Below are 23209 nucleotides of genomic sequence, written 5' to 3' on the forward strand. Positions count from 1 at the left end.
TGTTCAGCGGGTGGCAATGCCGGACAGGATCAGGTCGCGGTGCAGGGCCACCAACTGTTCGGCACTCTTGCGCCCCCCCGGTTGGTACCAGGTGCAGATACCGGTCAGCATGGAGAGGATGGCATAGGCGGTGATGGTCGGTTCATCCGCCCGTAAACTGCCATCCTCCCGCCCCCGGCGCAGGATATCGATCAGCAGCCCTTCATAGTCCCGCCGCAAACCCACAATGGTGGCATGGTTGGCGGGCTCCAGGCTGCGCAGTTCCGAATTGGCAATGAAAACCTGCTCGCGCCTTGTGATGTGGTACAGCACATGGAAGGTGATGAAACCTTCCAACTGCGCCTTGGGCGGCTGGCCGGGCGGGATGGCGGCCTTTGCTTCCGCCAGCAGCAGCACCATATGCTCCTGCACCAGATCAAACAGGATATCCTGTTTGTTGCGCACATGATTATAGAGCGAACCGGGCTGGATGCCCACGGCATCAGCCAGTTCCCGCAAGGTCAGCGCCTCATAACCCTTCTTGAAAATCAGCGTCAGGGCCGCCTTGCGGATGGCCTCCATGGTCCGGGGGCCGTGGCTGCCGGCGGTACGGGCCATGGGGTTGCTCCTGCTGTTCGTTCGGGTGGCTTTCATCGGCCGCCGGGGGTGCTGCCGTCAAGCCCTGTGCACGCATTGCCGACGGGTTGAGACCCGCGCGGATGCTGGTTGATTTGGTCATTAAAAAAACGTATGACCGTTTCTATAAGAAACCATAAACGTGAGGAAACGCCCATGCTGCGCAACAGCCTTGCCCCGTTCGATTTCGGTCTTGGCGAAACGGCGGATGCGCTGCGCGACGCCGTCTCCGCCTTCGCTGGCAATGAGATCGCACCGCGCGCGGCGGAGATCGACCGCACCGACCAGTTCCCCATGGATCTGTGGAAGAAGATGGGTGATCTGGGCGTGTTGGGCGTGACGGTGGAGGAGGAGTATGGCGGCGCTGCCATGGGCTATGTGGAGCATATGGTGGCGATGGAGGAAATCTCCCGCGCCTCGGCCTCCGTCGGCCTGTCCTACGGCGCGCATTCCAACCTCTGCGTCAACCAGATCCGCCTGAATGGCAATGCGGACCAGAAGGCGCGTTATCTGCCCAAGCTGGTCAGCGGCGATTTCATCGGGGCGCTGGCGATGAGCGAGCCGGGGGCGGGATCGGACGTGGTGTCCATGAAGCTGCGGGCCGATAAGCGTGGCGATCGCTATGTGCTGAATGGCACCAAGATGTGGATCACCAACGGCCCGGATGCCGATGTGCTGGTGGTCTATGCCAAGACCGACCCGGCGGCTGGGCCAAAGGGCATCACCGCCTTTCTGGTGGAGAAGAATTTCAAAGGTTTCTCCTGTGCGCAGAAGCTGGACAAGCTGGGGATGCGCGGCAGCCACACGGGCGAGTTGGTCTTTCAGGATTGCGAAATCCCGGAAGAAAACGTACTGGGCCAGGTGAATGGCGGCGTGCGGGTGCTGATGTCCGGCCTGGATTATGAACGCGCGGTGCTGGCGGCGGGGCCGCTGGGCATCATGCAGGCGGCCCTGGATATCGTCGTGCCCTATATCCATGAACGCCAGCAGTTCGGCCAGCCGATCGGTGAGTTCCAACTGATCCAGGGCAAGGTGGCGGACATGTATGTCGCGCTGAATTCCTGCCGCGCCTATGTCTATGCCGTGGGCCGGGCGGCGGATGCCAAGCGCATCACCCGCAAGGATGCTGCGGGCGCTATCCTGCTGGCGGCGGAAAAGGCCACCCAGGTGGCGCTGGATGCAATCCAGATTTTGGGTGGCAATGGTTATATCAATGATTACGCCACCGGCCGGCTGCTGCGTGACGCCAAGCTGTATGAGATCGGTGCCGGCACCAGCGAAATCCGCCGGATGCTGATCGGGCGGGAGCTGTTTCGCGAGACGGTTTGAGGGTGGCGGTTCCCACCTTTTCACCGTGACCGCCTTTTCCGTCATCCCGGCGAAAGCCGGGACCCAGGATCACAAGTGCCAGCGCTTCCCCCTGCTACACGGGTCCACTGAAACGGTCGGGCTTGTGGACCCTGGGTCCCGGCTTCCGCCGGGATGACGGGAGGAGGGAAACCTTCTACTGATGCGAGGCCCCCCATGCCCATCCTCCCCACCGCTATCGATCCGCGCAGCCCGGCCTTTGCGGAAAACACCGCGTCCATGCGCGCCCAGGTGGATGATCTGCGCGCCACCGTCGCCCGCATCGCCCAGGGCGGGGGAGAGAAGGCGATGGCCAAGCATCTGGCGCGCGGCAAGCTCTCCCCGCGAGACCGGGTGCGCACCCTGCTGGACCCCGGCACGCCGTTCCTGGAATTCAGCCAGTTGGCGGCGTATCAGGTCTATGCTGATGATGTGCCCGCCGCCGGCATCATCACCGGCATCGGCCGGGTGTCGGGCCAGGAATGCGTCATCGTCGCCAATGATGCCACCGTGAAGGGTGGCACCTATTACCCGCTGACGGTGAAAAAACACCTGCGCGCCCAGGATATTGCCCGGGAAAACAACCTGCCTTGCGTCTATCTGGTGGATAGCGGCGGGGCCAACCTGCCCAATCAGGATGAGGTATTTCCCGACCGCGACCATTTCGGCCGCATCTTCTATAATCAGGCCACGCTATCGGCCAATGGTGTGCCGCAGATCGCCGTGGTGATGGGTTCCTGCACGGCGGGCGGGGCCTATGTGCCCGCCATGGCGGATGAAAGCATCATTGTGAAGAACCAGGGCACCATCTTTCTGGGCGGCCCGCCCCTGGTGAAGGCGGCAACGGGGGAGGTGGTGTCGGCGGAGGATCTGGGCGGCGGCGACGTTCACACCCGCATCTCCGGCGTGGCCGACCATCTGGCCAGCGATGACGGCCACGCGCTGGGCATTGCGCGGCGCATTGTCGGCAACCTGAACCGGGTGAAGAATCCGGAGATGGATATCAGGCCGGTGCGCGAACCGCTCTATCCGGCGGAAGACCTGTACGGCATCATCCCCACCGATACCCGCAAACCCTATGATGTGCGGGAGATCATCGCCCGCATCGTCGATGGCTCTGAACTGGATGAGTTCAAGGCCAATTATGGCACGACACTGGTCTGCGGCTTTGCCCGGCTGTGGGGGATGCCGGTCGGCATCATCGCCAATAACGGCATCCTGTTCAGCGAAAGTGCCGTGAAGGGTGCCCATTTCATCGAACTGTGCTGCCAGCGCAAAATCCCGCTGCTGTTCTTGCAGAACATCACCGGTTTCATGGTGGGCCGGAAATATGAAAATGCCGGCATTGCCAAGGATGGGGCCAAGCTGGTGACGGCGGTGGCCTGCGCCAATGTGCCGAAACTGACGCTGATCATCGGCGGCAGTTTCGGGGCCGGCAATTACGGCATGTGCGGTCGCGCCTTTAACCCGCGCTTCCTGTTCATGTGGCCCAATGCCCGCATCTCCGTGATGGGGGGCGAGCAGGCGGCCAATGTGCTGGCCACCGTGCGCCGCGACGGGCTGGAGGCGCAGGGCCGGGACTGGAGTGCCGAGGAGGAAGAGGCGTTCAAATCCCCGATCCGGGAGCAATATGAACGCCAGGGCCATCCCTACTACGCCTCTGCCCGGCTGTGGGATGATGGCATCATCGACCCTGCCGATACGCGTAACGTGCTGGGCCTGTCCCTGTCGGCGGCGCTGAACGCGCCCATTCCGCCGGCGAAGTTCGGCGTGTTCCGGATGTGATGGGGGAATGGCGATGAGCGATATCATTACATCCATCGATCCGCGCGGTGTGGCCACCGTCACGCTGAACCGCCCGGAGGTACATAACGCCTTCAATGATGTGGTCATTGCCGACTTGACCGGCATTTTCCAGCGGTTGGGCAATGATCCCGCCGTGCGCGTCATCGTGCTGCGCGGGGCGGGCAAGAGCTTTTCCGCCGGTGGCGATCTGAACTGGATGCGCCGGATGGCCAGCTACAGCCGGGAGGAAAATGTCGCCGACGCCATGGGCTTGGCCACCATGCTGCGCACCCTGAATGAATGCCCCAAGCCGACCCTGGCCGTGATCCACGGCCATTGCTTTGCCGGGGCGGTGGGGCTGGTGGCGGCTTGTGATATCGCAATCGCCGCCGATGCCGTGCAGTTTGCCTTGACGGAGGTGCGGCTGGGTCTGATCCCCGCCACCATCGGCCCCTATGTGGTGGCCGCGATGGGGGCCAGGGCCTGCCGGCGCTATTTCCTGACCGCTGAGCGGTTCGGTGCTGGGGAAGCCCATCGGTTGGGACTGGTGCATGAGGTGGTGGGGCCAGACGATCTGGACGCTGCCACCGAACGTCACATTGCCAATCTGCTGGCCGGCGGGCCGCTGGCACTGGCGGCGGCCAAAGACCTGATCCGCGTGGTCGATGGTCCGGTGACCGATGCCATGGTTGCCGACACTGCCGCTCGCATCGCCGATGCCAGGGCGGGGGATGAAGGCCGCGAAGGGCTGGCCAGTTTCTTTGACAAGCGCAAACCGGGATGGGTGAAATGAGCCGGATCAACTCTGTTCTGATCGCCAACCGGGGTGAGATCGCCTGCCGGGTGATCCGCACTGCCCGCCGGCTGGGCCTGTCCACCGTGGCGGTTTATTCCGATGCGGATGCCGATGCAATGCATGTGGCCATGGCCGACCGGGCGGTGCATATCGGCTCAGCCCCGGCGCGTGAAAGCTATCTGCTCGGCGAGCGCATCATTGAGGCGGCCAAGGCGGCGGGGGCGGATGCCATCCATCCCGGTTACGGCTTTCTGTCGGAAAACGCGGCATTTGCGGATGGGGTGGCGGCTGCCGGGCTGGTCTTCATCGGCCCACCGGCCAGCGCCATCCGCGCCATGGGCGGCAAGTCAGAAGCCAAGGCCCTGATGGAAGGGGCCGGCGTGCCCCTGGTGCCGGGTTATCACGGCGCTGACCAGGATGAAGCGTTATTGGCGGCAGAGGCCGCGCGCATCGGCTTTCCCGTGCTGATCAAGGCGTCGGCCGGCGGTGGCGGCAAGGGCATGAAGGTGGCGGAATCAGCGGCGGAGTTCCCTGCTGCACTGGCGTCCGCCAAGCGGGAGGCCAAGGCCAGCTTCGGCGATGATCGGGTGCTGATCGAAAAATATCTGGCCCGCCCGCGCCATGTGGAAATCCAGGTCTTCGCCGACAGTCAGGGCGATTGCGTCTATCTGTTCGAGCGCGATTGTTCCATCCAGCGCCGGCACCAGAAGGTGGTGGAGGAGGCGCCGGCCCCCGGCATGGACCCCGCCATCCGCGCCCGCATGGGGGCGGCGGCGGTGGCGGCGGCCAAGGCCATTGGCTATGTCGGTGCCGGCACGGTGGAGTTTTTGCTGGATAGCGATAATTCTTTTTATTTCATGGAGATGAACACCCGTCTTCAAGTGGAACATCCGGTAACGGAGGCGATCACCGGCCAGGATCTGGTGGAATGGCAATTGCGGGTGGCGGCAGGCGAACCCCTGCCGCTGCGCCAGGACCAACTGGCGATCAACGGCCATGCCATTGAGGTGCGGCTTTACGCTGAAGATCCGGCCAAGGGCTTCCTGCCGCAGACGGGCCGGCTGAACCATCTGCGCTTCCCCGAGGCGGGGCCGCATGTGCGGGTGGATACGGGCGTGCGGGCGGGTGACGCCATTTCCATCCATTACGATCCGATGATCGCCAAGCTGATCGTCTGGGACCGTGACCGTGCGTCCGCCGTGCAGCGGTTGCGCCGGGCGCTGGCGGCAACGGAAATTGGCGGACTGAACGCCAACGTGCCGTTCCTGTCCGCCATCGCCGCCCATCCGGGCTTTCTGGCGGCGGATTTGGATACGCGCTTTATTGACCGTTACGGCGACGATCTGTTGCCGCCGCACGCGACCCCGGCGGCGGATGTACTGGCGCTCGCCAGCCTGGGACTGGCACTGTCCCGCCACAGGGCAGGGGCTGCTGACCCGTGGGATGCGGTGGGTGGTTTGCTGCTGAACCTGCCAGCCTTGGACAAGGTTGAATGGCGTGAACCGGGCGAGGCGGCGGAGCGTTTGCCCGTCACCATCGGCTGGCGGCGTGATGGCTTTGTGATCCAGGCTGGCGGGCGGGAAATGCAGGTGCGCGATGCCGCCCTGGCCGCCGACGGCACCCTGACCCTGCGCCTGGATGACCAAAGGCTGACGGCGCGCTGGGTACGGGATGGGGAGGGGGCAACCCTGTTCCATGCCGGCGGCACCTACCGGTTATTGCTGGTTGACCCCCATGCCGGAAGCCATGGCGATGCCGGCAGCCACGGCCGCCTGACCGCCCCGATGCCGGGCAAGGTGATTGCCCTGCTGGTGGAAGAAGGGGCGGTTGTGACCAAGGGCCAGCCGGTGATCGTGCTGGAAGCGATGAAGATGGAACATACGCTGAAGGCCCCCGCCGACGGCACGGTAACGCATCTGCGCTATCAGGTGGGCGATCAGGTGGCCGAAGGCTTGGAACTTGTGGGGTTTGAGGCAGCGTAGCCCCCCTTACCCTTCCCCACAGATCACATGCAGGAAACTGCCGCTGACCCGCCCGCGCACGCCACCGGCGGGGCCAAGGTCGCGGCCCGTGGCGTCGTGCAGGCGGCAAAGCGGCTGGTCGTGGCCCGGTTCGCTGACGGTGGCATAGTGGAACTCATGCCCGCGCAGTCGCATTCCTGCCGGTCCCAGGGCGGCGTCGGCCAGCAGTTCGGCGCGGCGATAGCCCAAGGCCAGTTTGCGGCGTTTGAAACTGGTGGCATGGTCCAGCAGGCCGGCCATCGGGTGGATCACCCCGTCCGCATCCTCCAGCGTGCGGCCCAGCACCATGTAGCCGCCGCATTCCCCATGCACCGGGCGGGTGCGGGCGAAGTCGGCCAGCCCGGTGCGGAAATTCTCCGCCGCTGCCAGCGCTCCGGCGTGCAGTTCCGGGTAACCGCCTGCCAGCCAGCAGCTATCGGCATCCGCTGGTGGCGCCTGATTGGCCAGGGGGGAGAAGAAAGACAGTTCCGCCCCGCGCATTCGCCAGCCTTCCAGCAGATGCGGATAAAGGAAGCTGAAGGCGGCATCGCGGGCCACGGCCACCCGCTGGCCGGGCGGCGGGGGGATCAGGTGGCCGGCATCCGGCACTTGGGTGCGGATGGGGCCGGCCAGTGCCAGCAGCGCATCCAGGTCCACCGCCACCGCCAGTCTTTCCCCCAGCTTGGCCAGCAGCGCCTCCAGCCCCGCAATCTCCCCAGCCTGCACCAGCCCCAGATGGCGTTCGGGTACGGCCAGATCATTGTCACGCGGGATGCGGCCCAGCAAAGGCAGGCCGGCACGGGCCAGGCCCTGTTCCACCTGCTGGGCATGGCGGTCGCTCGCCACCCGGTTGGCGATGACGCCGGCCACCTTCACCGCTGGATCGAACCGCGCCATGCCGAATGCCAGCGCCCCCGCCGTCTGCGACTGGCCGGAAACATCCAGCACCAGCAGCACCGGCAGGCCCAGCCTTGCCGCCAGATCGGCCCCGGCGCCGCTGCGCCCCGGTTCCGCAGCCACGCCATCAAACAGGCCCATGGCCGCTTCCATGATGACGATATCGGCCTCTGCCGCCTGTCGGGCGGCCAGTGCATCCACCAGGGCGGGCGGCATGGACCAGCCATCCAGGTTCACGCTGGGCAGGCCGGTGGCCACCGTGTGAAAGGCGGGGTCGATATAATCCGGCCCGATCTTGGCCCCGGCCACGCGCAGCCCGCGCGCCCGGGCCGCTGCCATCAGCCCCAATGTCACCAGCGTTTTGCCGGAACCCGAACGCGGGGCGGCGACGATCAATCCCTTCATCACAAACCCCTGAAATCGGTTGCGGCAATATCCCCGATCACCAGAATGGCGGGGGCTTCCAGGCCTGCCTGTGCGGCGGTGTCGGCCAGGGTGGCCAGGGTTGCAGTGATACGGCGCTGCTTATCCGTGCCTGCCCAGGCGATGGCGGCAGCGGGCTTGTCCGCCTGCATCCCGCCTTCCATCAAGGCGGCGGCGATGATGGGCAGGTTCTTCATGCCCATATAGATCAGAATCGGCTGATCCAGCCGGGCCAGGGCTGCCCAATCCGGCGCACCCTCCCCGTCGGCCCCGTGGCCGGTGGCCAGCACCAGGGCCTGGTTCACTCCACGCATGGTGCCGGGCATCCCCGACAGGGCCAGCGCTGCCAGGCCCGAGGTCAGGCCCGGCAGCACGCGGAAGGGAATGCCGGCGGCAATCAGGGCCGCCACCTCTTCCCCGCCGCGCCCGAAAATGAACGGGTCGCCGCCCTTCAGGCGCAGCACGCGGCGGCCTTGGCGGGCCAGCTCGATCAGCCGGCTGGTGATATCGGCCTGCTGGGCCGATGGCTTGCCGCCGCGCTTGCCGGCAAATTCCAGCACCGCACCGGGGGCGGCCAGGGCCAGCACGCGATCATCCACCAGCGCATCATGCACGATCACATCGGCCAGATGCAGGGCTGTGGCCACGCCCAGGGTCAGGTGCGCCGGATCGCCTGGCCCGGCCCCGGCCAGCCAGACGCTGCCGGGGGTGAATTCCGGCAAATGGCCGCCTTGCAGATGGGCGAGGTGCTGGAGAATACTGGTCATGATGCGGCCCTGCGATTATAGCAGCCCTTATGAATGATGATCCCGATCAGCCCAAACCCACAGGTCCGCTGCGCCATGGCTGGACGACGGGGGCCTGCGCCACCGCCGCCGCCAAGGCGGCGTATCAGGCGCTGCTGACCGGGCAGTTCCCCGACCCGGTACAGATCACCCTGCCGGGCGGCCAGCAACCGGCCTTTGCCCTGGCGCGGGAGGCGCTGGGCGAGGGGGAGGCCATGGCTGCGGTGGTGAAGGATGCCGGCGACGATCCCGATGTTACCCATGGGGCCCTGGTTTGGGCCCGTGTGCGATCCCGGCAGGATGGCGGGGCCGGTATCCGCTTTCTGGCCGGCGACGGCGTGGGCACGGTCACGCGGCCCGGATTGCCGCTGGCGGTGGGGGAGCCGGCGATCAATCCGGTACCTCGCCGCATGATCAGTGCTGAACTGACCAGCCTGAACAACGGGTTGCAGCCCGATCTTGATATAGAGGTTGGGGTGGAAAATGGCCAGGAACTGGCCCGCCACACCCTGAACGGGCGCTTGGGCATTGTCGGTGGCCTGTCCATTCTGGGCACCACGGGGATCGTGGTGCCCTATTCCTGTGCGGCCTGGATCGACAGCATTCATCGTGGGGTGGACGTGGCCCGCGCGCTGGGCCTGCGCCACATCGCCGCCAGCACCGGTTCCACCTCCGAAGCGGCGGTGCAGGCGTTTTATGGCCTGCCGGAACATGCCCTGATCGATATGGGGGATTTTGTCGGCGGGCTGCTGAAATATCTGCGCCGGCATCCGGTGGAACGGCTGTCCATCGCGGGCGGCATCGCCAAGATGGTGAAGCTGGGCCAGGGGCTGATGGATCTGCATTCCAAGCGCGGGCGGGTCGATCTGGACCGGCTGGCCGAGATCGCCGCCCGCTGCGGGGTGGAGGCTGAACGCACCGCCCTGATCCGCAGTGCTGCCGGGGCGGGGGAAGCGTTGGTGATTGCCGGTGCGCAGGCGGGGGCCATGGCCGATCTTGTGGCGGTGGAGGCGCGCGATGTGGTGGCCGCCGCTCTGGAGGGCAGCGGCGTTCTGGTGGAGGTGCTGGCCTTCGACCGGCAAGGCGTGCTGCTGGCTCATGCACCCTTCCCGGACGCGGTGGGGCGGAACCGCCGGTCATAATCGCGGCTGTAAAGGGCGCTTTCGCGGAAATCCCCGACATCCAGCGCCGGGCCGATCAGGATCAGGGCGGACCGTTCCGGCGGGCTTTGCCGCACCTGCTCCACAATATCGGCCAGCGTGCCCTTGATCACCCGTTCCTCCGGCCAGGAGGCGCGGAAAACCACGACCGCCGGGCAGGTGGGGCCGTAATGCGGCAGGGCCTCCGCCACCACCGCATCCAGCACATGGATGGCCAGATGCACGGCCAGCGTGGCCCCGGTGGCGGCATAGGCGGCCAGCTTTTCGCCTTCCGGCATGGCCGAGGCGCGGCCCGACATGCGGGTCAAGACCAGGGTTTGCGCCACGCCCGGCACCGTCAGTTCCCGGCCCAGCGTGGCGGCGGCAGCGGCAAAGGCCGGCACCCCCGGTGTCAGCGTGTAGGGGATGCCCAGTTGGTCCAGCCGCCGCAATTGTTCCGCCACGGCGCTGTAGATCGACAGGTCGCCCGATTGCAGCCGCGCCACATCATGCCCATCGGCCTGGGCACGCTGGAACTCTGCCACGATGCCATCCAAGTCCAGCGGGGCGGTATCCACCAGCCGCGCGCCGGGCCGGCACCAGGACAAAACCTCGGGTGAGACGACCGAGCCGGCATAAAGGCAGACCTCACACCTTGCCAGCAGGTCACGCCCGCGCACGGTGATCAGGTCCGCCGCACCAGGGCCGGCGCCGATGAAATGGATGGTCGTCATGGGCGAGCCTCAGGCGTGGAAATATGCTGTTTTGGTAAAGGGGTGGCTCCCTCCACCAAGGCCACCACCACCCCGCCGGCCACATGGCGGGGCAGCAGGGGGCGGGCGTTGGGGCCGGCGGTGGCAAGGGCGGCGGCTTCGGCGACAGAGGGCAGGCCGGTCAGGGTGGTGACGGCGGCGCTGGGCTGGCTGACCGGCTGGGCGGTGAGGGCGTCGCTATCCAGCAGATGCAGGGGCAAACCCCAGCCCTCAGCCAGGGCCAGCAGGCCGGGTTCGTCCCCCTTGCCGGCCCAACTGGCCAGGGCCGTCAGGTCGGCGCGGGTCCGCCCGGCACTGGCCAGGGCACCGTCCAGCGCGCTGGACAGCGCTTCCAGCGTTGTGCCCCGGCGGCAGCCGATGCCGGCGATCAGGGGGCGGCCTACCATGGTTTTTCCCAGCGCCATTGCACGATGGGCATGGCGGGTCGCCAGCCTGTTAACGGGCCGACGGGGGCGGCCTGGGCAATGTCCAGCCGCAGCAGGCTGCCGCCATGGGCGGCATGTTCGGCCAGCAACAAAGCCTCTGTTTCCAGCGTCACCGCATTCACCACCAGCCGCCCGCCGGGGTTCAGCGCCTCACGGCAGGCCGCCAGCAGGCCCGCTTTCGCACCGCCCCCGATGAACACGGCATCGGGGGTGGGCAGGGTGGCGATGGCGTCGGTGCTGTCGGCGTTGATGATGGTCAGATCGGGCACGCCGAAGCGGCGGGCATTTTCGGCGATGCGGGCGGTGCGGTCGGGCTGGCGTTCCACGGCGATGGCGCGCTGGGCCGGATGACGCAGGCACCATTCAATGGCGATGGAGCCGGACCCTGCCCCCAGATCCCACAGCAATTCTCCCCGGCGGGGGGAGAGGGCGGCCAGGGTCAGCGCCCTGACGGGGGCCTTGGTGATCTGCCCATCATGCTGGAACCAGTCATCCGGCAGGCCCGGCGTCAGCCGGGGCAGGTTTGCCGCCGGTTCCGCCACCAAGGTGACGGCCAGCAGGTTCAGCGGATCGGCGCTGATACCGGTGAAATCCCGCGCGCGGCCATCGGCCCGGCTTTCTGCCGGCCCGCCCAAACGGTTGAACAGGGTCAGTTGGGAGGGGCCGAACCCGTCCGCCACCAGCATCTGCGCGATGGCTGCCGGGGCTGCTGCGTCGCTGGTCAGCAATAACAGGCGTTGGCCGGGGTGCAGATGCCGGCGCAGGCGGGTGATATCGCGGCCATGCAGGCTGACGATGTCCACATCGGCCAGCGGCCAGCCCAGTCGGGAGGCGGCCAAGGCGGGGGCCGACGGGGCCGGATAGGCGATCCATTCCCCTGCCGCCAGATGCGGTGCCAGTGTCGCCCCCACCCCATAAAGGAACGGGTCGCCCGATGCCAGCACCACCACCACCCGCCCGCGTGCGGCCAGCAGGGCGGTGATGCCATCAGCAAAGGGACTGGGCCAGGGGTGCGCCTGCCCCTGGATCAGCGATGCCGCCAGCGACAAATGACGCTTGCCGCCAAACACCAGTTCGGCAGCGGCCAGGGCTTCACGCGCAGCGATGCCCAAACCATCTGGCCCATCCTCCCCGATGCCGATGATGGACAGCCAGGGGGTGGGGGCGGCATGATCCGCCGGATTTTCCATTGCCGGACCCGCCATCAGCCATGCCCCCGCTTTATTCCGCCCCATCCATCCTGATCCTGGGCGGCACCACCGATGCCCGGCTGCTGGCCAAGGCATTGGCGGAACAGGGGGGAAGGCGGGTGGAATTGTCGCTGGCCGGGCGCACCAAGGCGCCCTTGGCCATGCCGGTGCCCACCCGTGTGGGTGGTTTTGGCGGGGCGGCGGGGCTGGCCGATTATCTGCGGGCAGGCGGGTTCAGCCTGCTGGTGGATGCCACCCATCCTTTTGCCGCCCGCATTTCCGCCAATGCGGTGCAGGCGGCGAGGCTGGCGGAGGTGCCCTTGATCTCCCTCCATCGGCCCGGCTGGGAGGCTCAGGCCGGCGATGATTGGCGCATGGTGGCCGATGTGCCGGCGGCAGTGGCGGCGCTGGGGCCGGCTGCCGCCCGCGTCTTTGTCACCCTGGGTCGGCAGGAGGTGGCCCCCCTGCTGGCCGCCCCGCAGCACCATTACCTGATCCGCAGCGTTGACCCCATCGACCCACCCTTGCCCCTGCCGCACCTGGAATGTGTGCTGGACCGGGGGCCGTTCAGCCTGGACGGCGAAATGGCCCTGCTGCGCCAGCACCGCATCAGCCATATCCTGTCCAAGAATAGCGGGGGGGAGGCCGCCCGCGCCAAGCTGGATGCGGCGCGCCAACTGGGTATCCCCGTCATCATGGTCGCCCGCCCGGATAAGCCTGCAGGAATGCTGGTGGAGAATGTGGCGGGGGTGCTGGGCCTGCTGCATCAAACCGGCCCTGCGATGGATCGCGGGGTATAGACCAGCGGTTCCAGCCCTGGCCGTTCCAGCACCCTGGTTTCCGCCGTGCCAATCAGCACACAGGTGGACATATCCACCTGTTCAGGGTCAGCCGCCGCCAGCGTGGTGAAGATCACGTTTTCATCCGGCCTGCCGATGGCGCGGCCGAAAATCACCGGCACCGTGCCGGGCAGCAGGTCGCGCAGCAGGGCCAGGGCCTGGCCCAACTGGTGCGGTCGTGCCTTGGAGCGGGGGTTATAGAAGGCCATGACGAACCCGCCCGTGGCGGCGGCGCGCAGGCGGTTTTCAATCACCGACCAGGGTTTCAGATTGTCCGACAGCGAAATGGCGCAGAAATCATGCCCCAAGGGCGCGCCGACGCGCGCGGCCACGGCCAGCATGGCGGTGATGCCGGGGATGATCTGTAGATCCACCATGCGCCAGGCTGGCGGCCCCTGTTCCATCTGTTCCAGCACGGCGGCGGCCATGGCGAACACGCCGGGGTCGCCGCCTGTCACCATCGCCACCTGCCGCCCTTCCTCCGCCACCAGCCGCAGGGCATGGGCGGCCCTGGCCGCTTCTTCCCGGTTGTCGGTGGGGATGATGCGCTGGTGGGGGGCGAGGTGCAGCCGGTCCAGATAGGGGCCATAGCCCAGCAGCCAGTCGGCCCGCGCCAGGGCCGCGGCGGCCTGCGGGGTGATCTGGTCGGCGGGGCCGGGCCCCAGCCCGATAATGGCAAGATGGCCACTCATTCCGCTGCCTCCGCCTGGGCCAATGCCACATCCTGCCAGCCGGGCAGCAGGATGATGGAGAAATAGGGGGCGGGAAGATCGGCATCCCGTTCCGCCAGTGTCATCACCTTCTGCCCCGGCTGGCTGCCGCGTTCGACATAGAGCGCATCATCCAGCCGCCCGGCGCGGGCCAGCGCCCGGCGGATTTTCGGCAGGTTGCCGCCCACCTTCATGATCACGGCGGCATCGGCCCCGGCCAGCCGTTCGGCCAGCGCATCTTCCCCCAGCGTGCCGGGCAACACGCACAGCACATCGTCACCCTGGGCGATTGGCACCCCAGCGGCGGCCCAGCAGGCGGCCATGCCGGTGACACCCGGTACCACCTCCACCGGGAAACGCCCGGCCAGCCTTCGATGCAGATGCATGTAGGAACCGTAGAACAGCGGGTCGCCCTCCGACAGTACCACCACATCGCGCCCAGCGGCCAGATGGGTGGCGATGCGGGCGGCGGATTCCTCATAAAAAGCCGTGATGCGGCTGCGATAGGCATCGCTGTGCAGCGGCAGTTCGGTCGTCACCGGATATGCGAGTTCCTCCACCACCACATCGGCGCGCATCAGGCCGGCCACCGTGGTGCCGGCATTGCCCAGCCGTCCCGCCTTGCAGAAGCGCGCCACCACGGGGGCCTCGCGGATCAGGCGGGCAGCCTTCAGCGTCATCAATTCCGGGTCGCCGGGGCCGGTGCCCACGCCATAAAGCCGCCCCGTCATGCTGTCAGCCCTGCCAGGGCATTGATGGCGGCTGCCGTCATGGCGCTGCCGCCCAGCCGCCCCTCCACGGTCAGCCAGGGCAGGGCGGGGGCAACCGCCATCAAGGCCTGCTTGGATTCCATGGCCCCGACAAAGCCCACCGGCATCCCGATGATGGCCGCCGGCTGGGGTGCCCCCGCCTCCAGCATTTCCAGCAGGTGAAACAGGGCGGTGGGGGCATTGCCGATGGCCACCACGCTGCCGGCCAGATCATCGCGCCACAGCTCCAGCGCTGCCGCCGACCGTGTGGTGCCCAGCCGTTCGGCCAAGCCCGGCACATCCGCATGGTGCAGGTGGCATATCACCCGGTTATCGGCGGGCAGGCGGGACCGGGTGACGCCACGTACCACCATTTCCGCATCGCACAGGATGGGGGCACCCGCACGCAGGGCCTGGGCAGCCTGGGACACGGCACCGGGGGCAAAGGCGAAATGGCGTGCGGCTTCCACCATGCCGCAGGCATGGATCATGCGGATGGCCACCTCTGCCTCCTGCCCATCGAAGCGGGACAGGTCCGCCTCGGCCCGGATGGTGGCGAAGGACTGGCGGTAAATGGCCGCCCCGTCCTTTTCATACTCATAAGGCATCGTTTCGCCTTTCCCCCATGGCGGCCAGACCGGCGGCAAGCCGGCTGACATCATCCCCTTGCAAATCCCAACCATCCGCCGTGGCGATGGCCTGTGCGGTGCCATCCCCCGGTGCCCCGCAGCCTTTGCCACAGCCTGACAGATGCAGCACCCCATAATTCCCTGCTGCCAATGCCGTTGCCAGCCCCCGCGTGGGCCGGAGCGCCGACCCGCAGGCAGGTGCGCCCGGACAGGCGGTGACGGCCAGCCGTGGGTCGGCATCGTCGGTGGCAAGGAAGGGCGGGAAGCAACCTGCCCCCTGCTGCCCCCACACCGCCAGCCGCCGTCCCGCCGCTGGCCGCAGCGCGGTGAGGCCCGGTATGGCCAGCAGTTCCCGCAATTGCGCGGATGTCAGCGCGCCGAAGGCGGGGGCCAGCAGATGAATGCCGCGTGTCTTAGGGCCGAGGGGGAGAGGGTGGCTTCGTACCGCCGTCGCGCTATCAATGGCTGCCTCCCCCGCGAAAGCGGGGGGCCAAGGGCCAGGGGCGTAAAGGTCGGGCGTGTTGCCCCTGGTTCCCCGCTTTCGCGGGGAAGGCAATGTTGGGGCAGCGGCGGCGTTCAGCTCCATCCCCCGGCACCCCGCCCGCGCCAAGCGCTCTAGATAATCCCGCACCAGCGCCGGCCCGGCATCCGCCCGGCATTCGGCCAGAACCTGCTCCCCCACAATCAGCCATAGCTGACTGCCCATCGAAGCGGGACAGGTCCGCCTCGGCCCGGATGGTGGCGAAGGACTGGCGGTAAATGGCCGCCCCGTCCTTTTCATACTCATAAGGCATCGTTTCGCCTTTCCCCCATGGCGGCCAGACCGGCGGCAAGCCGGCTGACATCATCCCCTTGCAAATCCCAACCATCCGCCGTGGCGATGGCCTGTGCGGTGCCATCCCCCGGTGCCCCGCAGCCTTTGCCACAGCCTGACAGATGCAGCACCCCATAATTCCCTGCTGCCAATGCCGTTGCCAGCCCCCGCGTGGGCCGGAGCGCCGACCCGCAGGCAGGTGCGCCCGGACAGGCGGTGACGGCCAGCCGTGGGTCGGCATCGTCGGTGGCAAGGAAGGGCGGGAAGCAACCTGCCCCCTGCTGCCCCCACACCGCCAGCCGCCGTCCCGCCGCTGGCCGCAGCGCGGTGAGGCCCGGTATGGCCAGCAGTTCCCGCAATTGCGCGGATGTCAGCGCGCCGAAGGCGGGGGCCAGCAGATGAATGCCGCGTGTCTTAGGGCCGAGGGGGAGAGGGTGGCTTCGTACCGCCGTCGCGCTATCAATGGCTGCCTCCCCCGCGAAAGCGGGGGGCCAAGGGCCAGGGGCGTAAAGGTCGGGCGTGTTGCCCCTGGTTCCCCGCTTTCGCGGGGAAGGCAATGTTGGGGCAGCGGCGGCGTTCAGCTCCATCCCCCGGCACCCCGCCCGCGCCAAGCGCTCTAGATAATCCCGCACCAGCGCCGGCCCGGCATCCGCCCGGCATTCGGCCAGAACCTGCTCCCCCACAATCAGCCATAGCTGATCCACACCCACCCAGCGCAGGCGCAGGTCGGCGGTCAGTTGGTCCAGCCGGCCTGCCGCGTCCAGCGCCACTGTCACCTTGGGCGGCAGGCCGGGGGGCAGCGGGTGGGTGGTCAGCAGATCGGCCAGCCGGGCGGCCAGGGTGTGGCTGTCGCCCATGGCGCGGGGATCGTCCGGCCCCAGCGGGTCGGTGGCCAGCACTGGGCGGCTTTCCACGAAACCGGCTTCCAGCAGCCGCGCTTGGGCCGCCGCCACCGTTTCATCCCGTAACCCCCGCACCTGCACCGCCCCGCGCAATGTCAGGTCGATCAGCCCATTGCCCAGCCCTTCCGCCACATCGGCCAGTTCGGCCCAGGCGGCGGCTGGCATGGGGGCGATGGGTGTCAGGCGCAGCATCAGCCCATCGCCGGTGCGCATGGGCCGTGCCAAGCTGGGGCAGTCGCGGCGGGGGGCGGGTTTATTCATGCCGCTTCCCCTTCCAGCCAGCGGGACAAGGGCGAAAGATCATTGCGGCGGCAGGGCCACAGCCCATCCCGCCGCAGCCAGTCCAGCCTTTCGGCGATGGCGCGCCCGGCAGCGGGGTTTTCCCGCGCCAGGAAATCCGCCACGGCGGGATCAGCCAGATAGGCATCGAACAGCAGGTCGAACAAAACCCCATCCACCAGCGACCCACCATCCGGCCCCCGGCCCTTTGTGGCGCGGGCAAAATCGGCCAGCCGGTCCACCGCTTCGGCCATTTCCGCCCCACCACGCGGACCATGGCGCATCAGGCCCTGGATATGGCGGGGATGGGCCGCACGTCCGCGCACGATGCGGGCCAAGGCGGCGGCCAGCGGGCGCGGGCGGGGCCGTTCCGGGTTGCTGGTATCCAGCACGATCAGCCCGGCATCGGCCCGTGCCGCCAGCGCGAAACCGCCGATGAAATTGGCATCGGCCCCGCCCTGCAACAGGTCGCGGTGCGGATCGTCCGCCCCATGCACCAGCAGATCGGCCCCCTGGACCCGCCGGGCGAAGGCACCGGGGGCGGGGATCATGCCGCCATCCGCCTTCAGCGCAAAACCGGCGGCCTCCAGATAAGCACTCGCCAGATCGGCGGCGTTGATGGTGGGGTCGGAGAGCGCGCCATCAATGCCGCTGCCATAGCGGCCCGGCGCGCAACTGAACAGGCGCAGCAGGTCATCCCCGGCGCGCGCGGCGGCCGCCAGGGGATTATCCTCGTCACTTTCATCGCGGGCGGCCACGGCCTGAATGGCGCTGTCCAGCAGGGCGATCTGGGCCGGGAACAGGTCACGGAACAGGCCGGACAGGCGGCAGGTGACATCCACGCGCGGCCAATCCAGCACGGCGGGGGGCAACACCTCCACCCCGCGTACCCGGCCGGTGGCCGGTTCCCACAGCGGGCGACAGCCCAGGAAGGCCAGAACCTGCGCCACCTCCTCCCCGCCTGTACGCAAGCCGGCGCTGCCCCACAGGTCCAGCACCAACTGACGCGGCATCTCCCCCTTTTCCTGCAAATGCAGGCGGATCACCGCGTCGGCGGCCTTGCGCGCCAGGGCAAAGGCGGTGGGGGTGGGCAGGGTGCGGGGATCGCTGGTGAACAGGTTGCGCCCGCTGGGCAGCACATCCAGCCGCCCGCGAGCGGGTGCCCCCGCCGGGCCGGGGGGCAGGTGCCGGCCCGCCAGCGCGGTCAACAGCCCGTCGCGTTCGCCCGCCGCACTGGCGATGATCTCAGGTGCGGCCCCCGCCGGGGCTTGGCCATAGATGTGTAGGCCATCCTGCAGCGCCATGTCTTTCAGGTCACAGAGCCAGGCATCGATGCGGCGCAGTGCCTCCCCGCCCTCCTGGCTTTCCAGGCCAAGGGTGGAAAGCAGGCCCTGGGCGCGGGCTTCATCCAGGATCAGGCTGCCCAGCCGGTCGCGCCGGCGCGGGTCCACCCCATCGGCCTGGGCATATTCCTCCACCAGCCGTTCCAGCTCTGCCATCGGGCCGGTCAGCGAGCCTTCCGCCAGCGGCGGGGGCAGGTGGCCGGGGGTGATGGCGGCCAGACGGCGTTTGGCCTGCGCCGCTTCACCGGGATTGGTCAGAATGAAGGGATAGATCACCGGCAGGGCGGATATGGCCAGTTCCGGGAAACAATCCGGCGTCAGCGCCACGGCCTTGCCGGGCAGCCATTCCAGCGTGCCATGCGCCCCCAGATGCAGCAGGGCGTGGGGTGCCTGTGCCTGCATCCAGTGGCAAAAGGCCATCAGCCCATGGCGTGGCGGCAGGCTGACATCATGGTAATCGGCCCGGCGCTGATCAAACCGCCCGCGTTCGGGCGGCAGGGCCAGCCAGTGCGGGCCGCAGGCCAGGGCGCGGAAATGGAAGGCCCCATCGCGGAATATCGGGTCATCCTGCGGCGGCCCCCAGGCTTCCAGCATCCGGCGGGCGGCGTCCGGGTGTGCATCCAGCCATGCCTGATAGGCGGACAGGGGCAGGTGGGCGGCGGCATCCCCCTGGATGATGCCATCCAACAGGGCGCGGTCCGTTGCCGGCAGCGGCCCGGCCTGCCAGCCGGCGCCGTGCAACAGGTTGATGATGGCGCGCAGGCTGGCCGGCACATCCAGCCCCACGGCATAAGCCTCCCGCCCCGCCGCCCCCGGATAATCGGGCAACAGGATCACCAGACGGCGCTGAACTGCCGGGGTGTGGCGCAGGCGCAGCCGGGCCAGCACCCGTTCCACCACCTGATCCAGCAAGGCCGGTTCCGGGCGGGAGAGCGCCACGGCGGTGGCATCATCGGCCTGTTTGAAGGCAATCGCCCCGCTTAGCACCCGGCCATCAATTTCCGGCAGCACCACATGCATGGCAAGGTCCGATGCGCCCAGGCCCCGATCCGATGCCGCCCAGGCATCACGCAGGGTGGTGGCATTGACCAGATGTAACAAGGGCGCATCGCCAAAGGGCAGGTCGCCGCCACCGCCAAACGCCGTCAGCGTCAATACCAGATCGACCGGGCCAATGTTGTGGGCGGCCAGGGCGTCGGCCACCCCCGGCACCTTCAGCCCTGGCAGGTGGAAGGCATGGACCGCCACCCCCGCCCCCGCCAGCCTTTCGATCAGCATATCCGCCGGGGCGGTATCCCCAGCCAGCACCTGGGAGCGGTAGAGCAATACCACCACCCGCCCCGCCGACCCGTCGCCGGCCATGGCATAGGGGGCAACCAGCGGGGCGGCCACGGCAGCGGGAATATCCTTCCCGCCATCCAGCAGGCTGCCCATCCCCCGCACCAACCCGTCGGCATTGGCCATGCCACCGGCGCGGAACAGGGCCAGCAGGCGGGACAAAGCGGGGCCGGGCAGGGTGGACAGGTCCGCCAGCCGTGGATCGTCCCGATCCTCCCCCGGCAGCAGGGCCAGTTGGATGCCATGGCGCTGGCAGCGCTGGGCCAGACTTTCAGCACCATAGCGCCACCAGTCCAGCCCGCCCAGCACCCGCACCACGATCAGTTTGGCATGGCGGGCCGTGCGGTCCAGCCACAAATCCACTGACATCGGGTGCGCCAGCACGCGCAGATTGACCAGCCCCAGGCCCCAGCCCACACTAGCGGCGGCATGGGCCGCCCCCAGTGATTGCAGGTCGCTGTCGGAAAAACTGGCCACCAGCACGTCGGCCACCGGCTGGGCAATATCGACGGCTGCCGATTGCTCATCCAGAAGGGCGCTGCTGGTGGCCAGAAGATGCATGGTGGATCAGCCGGCCAGAAGGGCGGCCACGGCAGCGCGGTCAAACCCGTGCAGCCCGATGGCGACCAGTTTGCCCTGCCGTTCCTCAAACTTCTCCCACAGCCGGTCATAATATTGGTTCACCCGGCCCCCCACCGCCTGCACGGCCAGCCGCATCGGCTTGCCGGCCACGGCGACATGGCCCTTCACCCGCAGAATGCCATGGTCACGGGCCAGCGCCTCAATCCGGGCGGTCAGAGCGGCGGCATCGGCCAGCGGCGGCACGGGCACGACCACGCTGTCGAAATCATCATGATCATGGTCTTCTTCCGCGTCATGATGGGTGCGGCGGTTTTCGATATCCTGCTCCGTCGCCAGCCCCAGGCCCAGCAGCAGGTCAGGCGAAACCCTTCCTTCCACGGCAGGGATGATGCCGACACCGCGCGGCAGGGCGCGTTCCACGGCGGCACGGGCGCGGGCCTGGCCCGCCGCGTCCAGCAAATCATCCTTGGTCAGCACCACCAGATCGGCACAGGCAATCTGGTCGCCAAACACCTCTTCCAGCGGGTTGTCATGGTCCAGCGCCGGGTCGGCGGCGCGCTGGCTTTCCAGGGCGGCCAGATCGCCGGCCACCTGACCATCGGCCAGGGCAGCACCATCCACCACGGCCACCACGGCATCCACCGTCACCCTGCCCTTGATCGCCGGCCAGTTGAAGGCCTGCACCAGCGGTTTGGGCAGGGCCAGACCGCTGGTTTCAATCAGGATATGCTCGACCGCCGGCTGGCGGGACAGCAGCACATCCAGCGTGGGCGCAAAATCATCGGCCACGGTGCAGCACAGGCAGCCATTGGCCAGTTCGACGATATTTTCATCCGGGCAGGTCTCATCCCCACAGCCCTTCAACAGCGCACCATCCACGCCGACATCGCCGAATTCATTGACGATCACCGCCAGCCGCCGCCCGCCGGCATTGCCCAGCAGGTGGCGCACCAGGGTGGTTTTGCCGGCACCCAGAAAGCCGGTGATGATGGTGCAGGGCACCTTGTTGAGATTGCTCATGGTTTTGGACTTTCAACCGGCAGCGATGGGGGCGGGGAAGGCGGGCAGGCGGGCGATCAGCCCCTTTTTCAGGGCGGGCGGACGGGTGCGCCAGGGCAGCAACCCATCCTGCGATTCCGCCAGCAGCCGGGCGGCGGCCAGCAGGTCGGCGGGGCCGCTGGCCGGGTCAATCTCCCCGAACAGATATTGCCAGCGCCCGGCACATTGCAGCGCGGCCGACGGGCCACGGTTGCAGTTGCCCAGGCAATCCACCACCTGCACCGCCACGTCATTGGGCTGGCTGTCGCACAGGCCGCGCGCCAGCACGGCCCCCGGTCGTTGGTCGGGGGCCAAGTCCGGCGGCGCATCAGGCCCCCGGCAGGAACGGCAGACGGACACCACGGGCCGAACCGGCCCGGCATCTGCTGCAATCATCATCTGGTCGGTCATCTTCCCCGTATCCGGCCGTTCTTTCCAGGGATGCCGGACAGGGAAGCACCGCGATCAAGGCGGCTCCATCGGCGCAGGCAGAAAGCTGGCCGACCGGCACCGGGGCACCCCGCCCGAAACCGTCCCTGACGCGCGGCAGGTCTCCTGGCTCATGGGTCATCACCTGTTCCGCCTTCCCGGTTCCGGTAAAGAACCAGTGGCCTGGATGAAACAGGCTCGCCACACACAGTTGCGGGGGCAGCCACGGTCGCCGATGTGCCCGTCCCGCTTATCGGATTGGGCAAAACATCAGGTCCGTGTTCCCTTTTAACGCCGACCGGGTTGCACAGGCCCGGCCGACGACCGGCGCAATTGGCAATAGACCGGATGGCAGAGGCGCTTGTCAATCATCCCGGCTTGGCCCCATAGTGGCGGCGCATTCCAACGGTTGCCGGATTCAATACCGGCATGAAAAGGGAACGCGGTCGGCCGGACCCCATCCGGTTACAAGCCGCGGCTGCCCCCGCAACTGTGTGCGGCGAGCGTTCGGTCCATTCAGGCCACTGGTTTTCATGCTTGAAAACCGGGAAGGCGGACCTGACGCGCCATCAGCCGCAAGCCAGGAGACCTGCCGCTGGAACCATAGCCGCAACCGTCCTCGGAGGGAGGACGTAAGAGGAGGAAGTATGTCGTTTCAATTCCGCTGCACCGCTGGCTGCGGTGCCGCCCTGGCGGCCAGCCTGATCGCCACGCTGCCGGCCCATGCCCATCACATGATGGATGGCAAGCTGCCGGCCACCTTCATGCAGGGGCTGCTGTCCGGCCTGGGCCATCCGGTGATCGGGCTGGACCATCTGGCCTTCACCCTGGCCGCCGGTCTGGCCGTGGCCGCCGCCGGCCTGCCGCTGCTGCTGCCGGTGCTGTTCGTTGCGATCTCCTGCATTGGCGTGGGGCTGCATGTGGCGGGTGTCAACCTGCCGGCATCCGAACTGCTGGTGGCGCTGTCGGTGCTGACGGCCGGCAGTGTGATTGCCAGCGGGCGCAAGCTGCCGGTCGCATTCTGGGCCGCCTTGTTCGCCTTTGCCGGCCTGTTCCATGGCTATGCCTATGGCGAGTCGATCTATGGTGCGGAGGCGACGCCGATTGCGTCATATCTGCTGGGTCTCGCGGTGATTCAGTCCCTCATTGCCGTGGGGGCGGCGCTGGCCCTGCGCAACCGCGCCTGGATCGCCGGCCTGTTCCCGCGTTTGGCGGGCGGTTTGGTGGCCCTGGTCGGGCTGGCGGTGCTGGCGACGCAGGTTTGAAAAACTGTTCCAGTATTTTGTGTGTCAGCGCTTCCTCCCCGTCATCCCGGCGAAAGCCGGGACCTAGGGCCACAAGATCGACGTCAACGCCTGTTGATTGATCCGGCTGAAAGGTGG

Annotated in this window: 21 protein-coding genes, 1 pseudogene and 2 riboswitches; of the genes and pseudogenes, 7 read left to right on the forward strand and 15 right to left on the reverse strand. The window is 67.7% G+C overall.

Annotation, left to right across the window (positions count from 1 at the left end; translation table 11 throughout):
- Positions 1-3: 3 nt before the first annotated feature.
- Positions 4-597 carry a TetR/AcrR family transcriptional regulator gene (locus tag PCJ49_RS01200; RefSeq protein ID WP_269909331.1) on the reverse strand — a complete coding sequence of 198 codons (594 nt, stop codon included), beginning with the start codon at positions 595-597 and terminating at the stop codon, positions 4-6.
- A 174-nt stretch (positions 598-771) separates the two neighbouring features.
- Here PCJ49_RS01200 and PCJ49_RS01205 point away from each other — a divergent pair, with 174 nt between their 5' ends.
- From PCJ49_RS01205 to PCJ49_RS01220, 4 genes are all read left to right on the forward strand, one after another.
- Positions 772-1944, forward strand: a complete 1173-nt coding sequence (locus PCJ49_RS01205) for an isovaleryl-CoA dehydrogenase (RefSeq protein ID WP_269909332.1) — start codon at positions 772-774, stop codon at positions 1942-1944.
- Positions 1945-2139: 195 nt separating this feature from the next.
- Complete coding sequence (locus PCJ49_RS01210) at positions 2140-3747, forward strand: carboxyl transferase domain-containing protein (RefSeq protein ID WP_269909333.1); 1608 nt, start codon at positions 2140-2142, stop codon at positions 3745-3747.
- A 13-nt stretch (positions 3748-3760) separates the two neighbouring features.
- Complete coding sequence (locus PCJ49_RS01215) at positions 3761-4540, forward strand: enoyl-CoA hydratase/isomerase family protein (RefSeq protein WP_269909334.1); 780 nt, start codon at positions 3761-3763, stop codon at positions 4538-4540.
- Positions 4537-6525: an acetyl/propionyl/methylcrotonyl-CoA carboxylase subunit alpha gene (locus PCJ49_RS01220; protein WP_269909335.1), complete on the forward strand. Its 1989-nt coding sequence runs from the start codon at positions 4537-4539 to the stop codon at positions 6523-6525. The genes PCJ49_RS01215 and PCJ49_RS01220 overlap by 4 nt, the downstream gene beginning before the upstream one ends.
- 6 nt (positions 6526-6531) lie before the next feature.
- Here the strand turns inward: PCJ49_RS01220 and PCJ49_RS01225 are convergent, their stop codons facing one another.
- Both PCJ49_RS01225 and cobA read right to left on the reverse strand, forming a co-directional pair.
- Positions 6532-7845, reverse strand: coding sequence for a cobyrinate a,c-diamide synthase (locus PCJ49_RS01225; RefSeq protein ID WP_269909336.1), 1314 nt, complete (start codon positions 7843-7845; stop codon positions 6532-6534).
- The gene (cobA, locus tag PCJ49_RS01230) at positions 7845-8630 is read right to left on the reverse strand and encodes a uroporphyrinogen-III C-methyltransferase (RefSeq protein WP_269909337.1); all 786 of its coding nucleotides are present in this window, start codon (positions 8628-8630) and stop codon (positions 7845-7847) included. The genes PCJ49_RS01225 and cobA overlap by 1 nt, the downstream gene beginning before the upstream one ends.
- A 29-nt stretch (positions 8631-8659) precedes the next feature.
- Between cobA and PCJ49_RS01235 the strand changes: the two genes are divergently transcribed.
- Positions 8660-9790 carry a cobalt-precorrin-5B (C(1))-methyltransferase gene (locus PCJ49_RS01235; RefSeq protein WP_269909338.1) on the forward strand — a complete coding sequence of 377 codons (1131 nt, stop codon included), beginning with the start codon at positions 8660-8662 and terminating at the stop codon, positions 9788-9790.
- Here PCJ49_RS01235 and cobM read toward each other — a convergent pair.
- The 3 genes from cobM to cbiE are packed head-to-tail and all read right to left on the reverse strand — an operon-like array spanning position 9745 to position 12190.
- The gene (gene cobM / locus PCJ49_RS01240; RefSeq protein ID WP_269909339.1) at positions 9745-10521 is read right to left on the reverse strand and encodes a precorrin-4 C(11)-methyltransferase; all 777 of its coding nucleotides are present in this window, start codon (positions 10519-10521) and stop codon (positions 9745-9747) included. The genes PCJ49_RS01235 and cobM overlap by 46 nt on opposite strands.
- Positions 10518-10946 (reverse strand): cobalamin biosynthesis protein, encoded by a 429-nt coding sequence (locus PCJ49_RS01245; protein ID WP_269909340.1) that lies wholly within the window; start codon positions 10944-10946, stop codon positions 10518-10520. The genes cobM and PCJ49_RS01245 overlap by 4 nt, the downstream gene beginning before the upstream one ends.
- Positions 10940-12190: a precorrin-6y C5,15-methyltransferase (decarboxylating) subunit CbiE gene (gene cbiE / locus PCJ49_RS01250; RefSeq protein WP_269909341.1), complete on the reverse strand. Its 1251-nt coding sequence runs from the start codon at positions 12188-12190 to the stop codon at positions 10940-10942. The genes PCJ49_RS01245 and cbiE overlap by 7 nt, the downstream gene beginning before the upstream one ends.
- A 5-nt stretch (positions 12191-12195) precedes the next feature.
- Here cbiE and PCJ49_RS01255 point away from each other — a divergent pair, with 5 nt between their 5' ends.
- Positions 12196-12975 (forward strand): cobalt-precorrin-6A reductase, encoded by a 780-nt coding sequence (locus PCJ49_RS01255; protein WP_269909342.1) that lies wholly within the window; start codon positions 12196-12198, stop codon positions 12973-12975.
- On the opposite strand, the gene PCJ49_RS01260 is transcribed toward PCJ49_RS01255, so the two are convergent.
- The 9 genes and pseudogenes from PCJ49_RS01260 to PCJ49_RS01300 form a co-directional block, all read right to left on the reverse strand.
- Positions 12942-13706: a precorrin-3B C(17)-methyltransferase gene (locus tag PCJ49_RS01260; protein ID WP_269909343.1), complete on the reverse strand. Its 765-nt coding sequence runs from the start codon at positions 13704-13706 to the stop codon at positions 12942-12944. The two genes, PCJ49_RS01255 and PCJ49_RS01260, sit on opposite strands and share 34 nt — an antisense overlap.
- A complete protein-coding gene (locus PCJ49_RS01265) occupies positions 13703-14455 on the reverse strand; it encodes a precorrin-2 C(20)-methyltransferase (protein WP_269909344.1) in 753 nt (250 codons plus the stop codon). The genes PCJ49_RS01260 and PCJ49_RS01265 overlap by 4 nt, the downstream gene beginning before the upstream one ends.
- On the reverse strand, positions 14452-15081 hold the full coding sequence (locus PCJ49_RS01270) for a precorrin-8X methylmutase (protein WP_269909345.1): 630 nt from the start codon (positions 15079-15081) through the stop codon (positions 14452-14454). The genes PCJ49_RS01265 and PCJ49_RS01270 overlap by 4 nt, the downstream gene beginning before the upstream one ends.
- On the reverse strand, positions 15071-15808 hold the full coding sequence (locus tag PCJ49_RS01275) for a hypothetical protein (protein ID WP_269909824.1): 738 nt from the start codon (positions 15806-15808) through the stop codon (positions 15071-15073). Before PCJ49_RS01275 ends, PCJ49_RS01270 begins: the two co-directional genes overlap by 11 nt.
- Before the next feature lies 1 nt (position 15809).
- A pseudogene (gene cobH / locus PCJ49_RS01280) lies at positions 15810-15896 on the reverse strand (precorrin-8X methylmutase); the annotation flags it as partial.
- A complete protein-coding gene (locus PCJ49_RS01285) occupies positions 15886-17079 on the reverse strand; it encodes a hypothetical protein (RefSeq protein ID WP_269909346.1) in 1194 nt (397 codons plus the stop codon). The gene PCJ49_RS01285 and the pseudogene cobH, both read right to left, overlap by 11 nt.
- On the reverse strand, positions 17076-20339 hold the full coding sequence (gene cobN, locus PCJ49_RS01290) for a cobaltochelatase subunit CobN (protein ID WP_269909347.1): 3264 nt from the start codon (positions 20337-20339) through the stop codon (positions 17076-17078). Before cobN ends, PCJ49_RS01285 begins: the two co-directional genes overlap by 4 nt.
- 6 nt (positions 20340-20345) lie before the next feature.
- Positions 20346-21380 (reverse strand): cobalamin biosynthesis protein CobW, encoded by a 1035-nt coding sequence (cobW, locus tag PCJ49_RS01295; RefSeq protein ID WP_269909348.1) that lies wholly within the window; start codon positions 21378-21380, stop codon positions 20346-20348.
- Positions 21381-21392: 12 nt separating this feature from the next.
- The gene (locus tag PCJ49_RS01300) at positions 21393-21809 is read right to left on the reverse strand and encodes a DUF1636 domain-containing protein (RefSeq protein WP_269909349.1); all 417 of its coding nucleotides are present in this window, start codon (positions 21807-21809) and stop codon (positions 21393-21395) included.
- A 116-nt stretch (positions 21810-21925) separates the two neighbouring features.
- Positions 21926-22171, reverse strand: a riboswitch (cobalamin riboswitch).
- A 45-nt stretch (positions 22172-22216) separates the two neighbouring features.
- A riboswitch (cobalamin riboswitch) is annotated at positions 22217-22439 on the forward strand.
- A gap of 35 nt (positions 22440-22474) precedes the next feature.
- Here PCJ49_RS01300 and PCJ49_RS01305 point away from each other — a divergent pair.
- Positions 22475-23092: a HupE/UreJ family protein gene (locus PCJ49_RS01305; protein ID WP_269909350.1), complete on the forward strand. Its 618-nt coding sequence runs from the start codon at positions 22475-22477 to the stop codon at positions 23090-23092.
- The last annotated feature ends 117 nt before the right edge of the window (positions 23093-23209 follow it).

The organism is Niveispirillum sp. BGYR6 (genome assembly GCF_027568365.1).
In the GTDB taxonomy this organism is placed as follows: Bacteria; Pseudomonadota; Alphaproteobacteria; order Azospirillales; family Azospirillaceae; genus Niveispirillum.

Coding starts and splice junctions, on each gene's coding strand:
- PCJ49_RS01200 (WP_269909331.1), bottom strand. CDS start 597: ATGGCCCGTACCGCCGGCAGCCACGGCCCCCGGACCATGGAGGCCATC.
- PCJ49_RS01205 (WP_269909332.1), top strand. CDS start 772: ATGCTGCGCAACAGCCTTGCCCCGTTCGATTTCGGTCTTGGCGAAACG.
- PCJ49_RS01210 (WP_269909333.1), top strand. CDS start 2,140: ATGCCCATCCTCCCCACCGCTATCGATCCGCGCAGCCCGGCCTTTGCG.
- PCJ49_RS01215 (WP_269909334.1), top strand. CDS start 3,761: ATGAGCGATATCATTACATCCATCGATCCGCGCGGTGTGGCCACCGTC.
- PCJ49_RS01220 (WP_269909335.1), top strand. CDS start 4,537: ATGAGCCGGATCAACTCTGTTCTGATCGCCAACCGGGGTGAGATCGCC.
- PCJ49_RS01225 (WP_269909336.1), bottom strand. CDS start 7,845: ATGAAGGGATTGATCGTCGCCGCCCCGCGTTCGGGTTCCGGCAAAACG.
- cobA (WP_269909337.1), bottom strand. CDS start 8,630: ATGACCAGTATTCTCCAGCACCTCGCCCATCTGCAAGGCGGCCATTTG.
- PCJ49_RS01235 (WP_269909338.1), top strand. CDS start 8,660: ATGAATGATGATCCCGATCAGCCCAAACCCACAGGTCCGCTGCGCCAT.
- cobM (WP_269909339.1), bottom strand. CDS start 10,521: ATGACGACCATCCATTTCATCGGCGCCGGCCCTGGTGCGGCGGACCTG.
- PCJ49_RS01245 (WP_269909340.1), bottom strand. CDS start 10,946: ATGGTAGGCCGCCCCCTGATCGCCGGCATCGGCTGCCGCCGGGGCACA.
- cbiE (WP_269909341.1), bottom strand. CDS start 12,190: ATGGCGGGTCCGGCAATGGAAAATCCGGCGGATCATGCCGCCCCCACC.
- PCJ49_RS01255 (WP_269909342.1), top strand. CDS start 12,196: ATGCCCCCGCTTTATTCCGCCCCATCCATCCTGATCCTGGGCGGCACC.
- PCJ49_RS01260 (WP_269909343.1), bottom strand. CDS start 13,706: ATGAGTGGCCATCTTGCCATTATCGGGCTGGGGCCCGGCCCCGCCGAC.
- PCJ49_RS01265 (WP_269909344.1), bottom strand. CDS start 14,455: ATGACGGGGCGGCTTTATGGCGTGGGCACCGGCCCCGGCGACCCGGAA.
- PCJ49_RS01270 (WP_269909345.1), bottom strand. CDS start 15,081: ATGCCTTATGAGTATGAAAAGGACGGGGCGGCCATTTACCGCCAGTCC.
- PCJ49_RS01275 (WP_269909824.1), bottom strand. CDS start 15,808: ATGGGCAGTCAGCTATGGCTGATTGTGGGGGAGCAGGTTCTGGCCGAA.
- PCJ49_RS01285 (WP_269909346.1), bottom strand. CDS start 17,079: ATGAATAAACCCGCCCCCCGCCGCGACTGCCCCAGCTTGGCACGGCCC.
- cobN (WP_269909347.1), bottom strand. CDS start 20,339: ATGCATCTTCTGGCCACCAGCAGCGCCCTTCTGGATGAGCAATCGGCA.
- cobW (WP_269909348.1), bottom strand. CDS start 21,380: ATGAGCAATCTCAACAAGGTGCCCTGCACCATCATCACCGGCTTTCTG.
- PCJ49_RS01300 (WP_269909349.1), bottom strand. CDS start 21,809: ATGACCGACCAGATGATGATTGCAGCAGATGCCGGGCCGGTTCGGCCC.
- PCJ49_RS01305 (WP_269909350.1), top strand. CDS start 22,475: ATGTCGTTTCAATTCCGCTGCACCGCTGGCTGCGGTGCCGCCCTGGCG.